The organism is Scandinavium sp., from assembly GCF_036271055.1.
Lineage (GTDB): Bacteria > Pseudomonadota > Gammaproteobacteria > Enterobacterales > Enterobacteriaceae > Scandinavium.
Window position 1 is genome coordinate 1 of the sequence record NZ_DATBBJ010000104.1, and the last position, 4,697, is coordinate 4,697.

A 4,697-nucleotide genomic window follows, 5' to 3' on the forward strand; every position below is an offset into this window, starting at 1 on the left:
CGGCACCACCGGCCCATATCTTAGCGGCTATGATGCCTTGCTCGACTCGGGAGGCTTCGTACGCCTGTGGGGCATAATGCCCACCTCCGTACGCTAGCCATGTACTGGGAATGATCTGATAGTAGCCTGACGCCCCAGCGCTATTTGGTGGTAGGTTCTGGAACGATGACTCACAGCTGACGATGGACGAGGGAATCGCCCATCCACTGCTGTAGGGTGCAGGCTGTGGTGCAGGCACGTGTCCGACCCAGTGAAAGGAAGGACGTGGATACAGCATACGCTCAAGCGTATGAGTTGATCTGACCACCACCTCATCCGTTACCGGAGTGTGGCAGGCATACATCAACTCACAACCCACTGTCTTGACGCCAAACTGCTTCACAGCGTGTCGATAGACATATCGGTACACACCGAAGTGTCGTCCCGTTACCGTGCTTGCAAACGACGTTGCTGGTAGTGCAACACCGCAGCACGATAGACCCAGCACTAAGGTAATGCGTTTCACTTATACTCCTGTCGTTGGGATTCTAGAACAGCGCCCTTGTCGCTTGCGTACATTTCCGCCTAGCCCAAGGGCGGGCGTTGGTCTAGTAGTTACCTCCTTTCGGTCAGGATTACTTGTTACCGATAGCGATCCGTGCCTTCTACGGTAGGGTTGCCATCGGGTTCCACGAAGAAGTGAATATCAATGCCATCGTCATAGCGAATGGTCATCGCTGCTCCTTCGTTATCGATCCTGTCCAGTAGGACAGTATCGAAGTGGTGATTCTGTGCTCGTTCAGTCAACCAGGCAAGCTGCTTGTCTGAGAGCACTGAAAGGTCAAACTCTGCATCGAACTGTAATGGTCGCTTCAATTGTCCCCCAGTACAACGTTCGACGGGATAGGTCGAGGATGCTCTTTCCGGTACTCACGGTACATAGTGACCAGACCCGGAACATCATCGCCATCCAAGTCATTGATGATGCAGTAGATTGCTGCAACTTCCTGTTCTGTAGTGCATCGATCAACATGGAATGTCAAGTCATCGACGTGTGCCTTCTTCAGTACACCGTCGTGCCAGGCATCCATCATCATGCAGAAGTGGTAGTTTAGAAATGACATACTCATACTGCCCCCTTAGTCAACTGTCCTTAGTCGAACTTTCGCTCAGCTCTTTGAGTGGCAAGCATGTGCTTGATCTCGTTGAGCTCCTGAGCGATTTGAATGTGAGTGAGCACTGCCACTTGGGCAATGGTTGTAATGACTTCCACAACCAGCTCATCAGGAGTGTCGCTTTCCTTATCGAGCAACTGCGAATGTAACTCAGCGCAGGCATCGAGTACTTGTTCCCGCATTCCGCGGAAGGAAATGTCCGGCATTATTCTCCTTTGACGACTTGCCCATTCAGGCTGGTTGGGTTGCTCGGAAGTTCCCTCATCGGGATGATCGTCACACCAAGTCATTCTGGCACCCACGGGTCGCGGTCGATTGACCAAGGTATCATTCTACTGCCAAGTGACTTCATAAGCTCCTTCAGATCATGGTTTGAAGTGCGGGCGATTGACTGGAGCTTGCCAGCCAGGTTCATTTCGACCAGTGGGTCAGCACTGTAATCAGCTCGTGGAACAATCAACCTCGGTCGATGTTCCAAACCGATACGCCGCACGCGGCGCAATGTCTGAAGGTATGCGTCACTGTCGAAATGTCGGTCGTGGTAGAACACTGTTCTAGTGTCCTGTAGGTTGTGGCCGAATTTGCCCACGCCCATTTGCAGTATAAGGACATCCAAGTTACCTGACTTGTAGTCCGTGAGTACTTCGTCCTTTTCATCACTGACCATGCTACCCACGACCATATCCACTGCGAGATCGGTGTGATCGTATAGCCGGTCATAGATCGACTGTGTGGTAGGCACCCACCAAGTCCAGACAAGGAGAGGGTACTCAATGTCGTCTTGTTGGATGAGGGTATGTAGGAGGTCTTCTTTGGCACTTGACCTTAGGTGTCGGTCGAGGTTGACAAGGTTACTGGTTGTTTGAATCATCCTGGTGTACTGTGCCAGTTTGATTTCAGCGGTAATTTTCTTACCGGTGTCCAGTGTTGTCTCGAAGTCCTCTGCCAGGGCAGTGAACGCTTTGAGTTGGTCCGCATTGAGCTCAATGTCAATTGGCTCATATATGTAGTCAGGCAGTTCCTCAAGCACGTCCTTCTGGTTGCGGACAAACATGAAGTCCTTGAGGTACTTTTTTGGGTCATGGTCAGGCCTGTCACCTTCAATTGACCAGCCCCAGCCTTCGCGGTCCACGACACAGAAGAAGTCAGCGAACCGCCAGTATGACCTGAACCCACGAGGCATGATTGCCTTGACTTGAGGATACAGGTCCGTGCGGAACTTTGAGGTAGGTGACCCACTGAGGAGCCACACCTGTTGACAGTATACTGCCAGTTCCTCTAGCACGTCTGCCTTCACCGCTTTGCGGTTCTTCAGCAGGATTGACTCGTCAACTATCAACAAGTCCCAGTTGATCTTTGAGTACGATTCCCGGCACTGTACGATGCGCTTACGCGCCGGTACCATTTTGCCGGTACGTTTGTCCTCTACTTTGGGCCCATTCTGTACCCACTTCTTCTGTGGGCCTGGTCCTCTGATCTCACCGACGATATCGCCGTTGTCATCGACCAGTGGTGGATATTCCCATATCTCACCATCTTCATCCATGAACACAGATTCGAACAGCGTTTCATAGTTGGTAACTACGCACTCTGTCCTTGGGTCCTTGTTCGCTGCTGTTGCCCGCGACCAGCTGCGATACATTGAACTCCACTTGTCCCACTCAGCCATCCACTGTTTAGCCAGTGTGACTGGTGCAACAACGAGTATCCTCTTCGCCTCTAGTATGTCTGCGGCAACTATGGAAGTAGGGGACTTGCCTAGCCCAGGTGACAACGCGAGCAACGCTCCACGGTGTGGGTTAGTGACCATGTATTCTACACCTTCCTGCTGGAAGTCGTAGAGATCCTCCCAATGCGGATGTTCCTTAGCGCGTTGCCACAGCGCCTGGTTGCTTGCACCGAAACCGGTGTAGCCCCAATCTGCTAGTGCTAGGTGCTTGATAGCGGGATGAGCACCATCAAGTATTCCTTTGCCATACCACTCAACCAGTGTGATCATGTTCAGACTGGTCGGAGGAAGGCGCCACGCTTTGCGTGATTTGTCCCACCTCCCGCCCAATACCTCCTTCACTTCTGATGAAGGGTACTTGGGTGGAGTGACTAGTAACTCCTTACCGCTGATTTGAATAGCGGCAGTAGCTCTAGTTGCTACTGGCATAGTTCTCCTTCCTTAGGTTAGTGGCGGGGACCACCCGCCCTGCCTTCGTCTCTTGTTCCGACACCCCTGTTGCACAGGGACCGGGCCTCGATACCCGGACGGCGTTGGTTAGGCGCCCAGCAGCAAATGTGAAGGTGGGAGTCGAACCCACCTCCACATCACTTACGTCTTCTGTACTTACCTCTGCCACTACGTTTGCCTTGCGGCTTGAGTGGTGGAGGCCTAGGATCCTCGCCCGTTTGCAAGAGTTCCCAGGGCTTGTAGTACCGTCTGAGTGCATCGAGCCTGGGGCAAACCCAACCTGGTTTACCATCAGGCCCTGACATTGTGCAGCCTCCGCCGAGCATCCAGAGGTCACTGACATAGATGCCCGGCAGGAGACCTAACTTGTGACAGTTGCAATTGGGATACCTTATCAAAGTGTCTGCCAGCTTTTCAACGCTGACAGTCTTTGATGCCGGTACCAGCTTGTCAACTATCCTATCGACACGTCGCTGCTTCTTGACTACGCGACGCGCCGGCGACGGCGGCGGCGAGGACTCTCGTCCTCTTCGTCCGCTTCCTCCTCGTCGTTGTTCTGAGTGGCCCTTGACCGGGGTGCGCGTTGACGAGCCCGACGTGGGACTTCTTCCTCCTCTTCGTCCGCCTCGTCCTCGTCTTCCCCCTCATCGTCTTCTTCCTCCTCGTCCCGAGACCTGCTTCGTGAACGGCCACTCCGCCCACCAGCCCGGGAGCGACGACGAGGGGACTCTTCCTCCTCTTCATCCTCGTCGTCTTCTTCTTCCTCTGGGTCCTCTTCCACGGTAGCCGAGCGCTTCGACCCTCGACGCGAGGCGGACCCACCACTCCGACGGGAACGTCGAGGAGGGGCCTCTTCCTCTTCCTCCTCGTAGTCCTCTTCCTCTTCCTCATCCTCTGGTTCCTCATCGTATTCCTCACGACGGGAACGGCGGGACTTGGTAGCGGCCTTTGCCTTACCGGCACGCCGGCTGCGAGGGGAGTCCTCTTCCTCTTCCGGTTCCTCATCGACCTTGCGCGAGCCTACTTTCCGCTCGGTCTTGGTACTGATGGGACGGATTTTCACCTTGTCACCTACCCAGGCATAGCCTGTGTTGGCTTTACCAAGGCTCTCGTCACCGTCAGCGGTGTACCGGTCAACGAGACCGAGGTACTCCAGTGCCACCATGACAGGAACGTAGACGCCAGCAACTGGTATGTTGGCGTCCTTGACCAGTTCCTGCTGCCATAGCACAATGTCGCCGTCAGCTTCTTTCAGCTGAGTGATGATGCTCTTCACGTAGTCAACGCGAGAACCCTTCTTTACTGCCTCCTGCTTGACAAAACCCATCTATCGTCTCCCCTTAGGAGTAGGGTGGTTGGTACGG

The 4,697-nt window shown here is 54.0% G+C and carries 6 protein-coding genes; all 6 read right to left on the reverse strand.

Annotated features, from left to right (window positions below):
- The coding region (locus VH187_RS23515) for a transglycosylase family protein (protein WP_414714037.1) at positions 1–343 on the reverse strand (343 nt) is incomplete at its 3' end.
- A 278-nt stretch (positions 344–621) separates the two neighbouring features.
- Positions 622–855: a hypothetical protein gene (locus VH187_RS22145; RefSeq protein ID WP_329703592.1), complete on the reverse strand. Its 234-nt coding sequence runs from the start codon at positions 853–855 to the stop codon at positions 622–624.
- Complete coding sequence (locus VH187_RS22150; RefSeq protein WP_329703593.1) at positions 852–1,109, reverse strand: hypothetical protein; 258 nt, start codon at positions 1,107–1,109, stop codon at positions 852–854. The genes VH187_RS22145 and VH187_RS22150 overlap by 4 nt, the downstream gene beginning before the upstream one ends.
- Positions 1,110–1,132: 23 nt before the next feature.
- The gene (locus VH187_RS22155; RefSeq protein WP_329703594.1) at positions 1,133–1,360 is read right to left on the reverse strand and encodes a hypothetical protein; all 228 of its coding nucleotides are present in this window, start codon (positions 1,358–1,360) and stop codon (positions 1,133–1,135) included.
- Between the two features lie 80 nt (positions 1,361–1,440).
- Positions 1,441–3,312, reverse strand: coding sequence for an SNF2-related protein (locus VH187_RS22160; RefSeq protein ID WP_329703595.1), 1,872 nt, complete (start codon positions 3,310–3,312; stop codon positions 1,441–1,443).
- 505 nt (positions 3,313–3,817) lie between these two features.
- Positions 3,818–4,660 carry a hypothetical protein gene (locus tag VH187_RS22165; protein WP_329703596.1) on the reverse strand — a complete coding sequence of 281 codons (843 nt, stop codon included), beginning with the start codon at positions 4,658–4,660 and terminating at the stop codon, positions 3,818–3,820.
- Positions 4,661–4,697 lie beyond the last annotated feature (37 nt).

Bases quoted from the DNA above. Each gene is read 5' to 3' on its own strand.
- VH187_RS22150 (WP_329703593.1), bottom strand. From the start codon at position 1,109: ATGAGTATGTCATTTCTAAACTACCACTTCTGCATGATGATGGATGCC.
- VH187_RS22155 (WP_329703594.1), bottom strand. From the start codon at position 1,360: ATGCCGGACATTTCCTTCCGCGGAATGCGGGAACAAGTACTCGATGCC.
- VH187_RS22160 (WP_329703595.1), bottom strand. From the start codon at position 3,312: ATGCCAGTAGCAACTAGAGCTACTGCCGCTATTCAAATCAGCGGTAAG.
- VH187_RS22165 (WP_329703596.1), bottom strand. From the start codon at position 4,660: ATGGGTTTTGTCAAGCAGGAGGCAGTAAAGAAGGGTTCTCGCGTTGAC.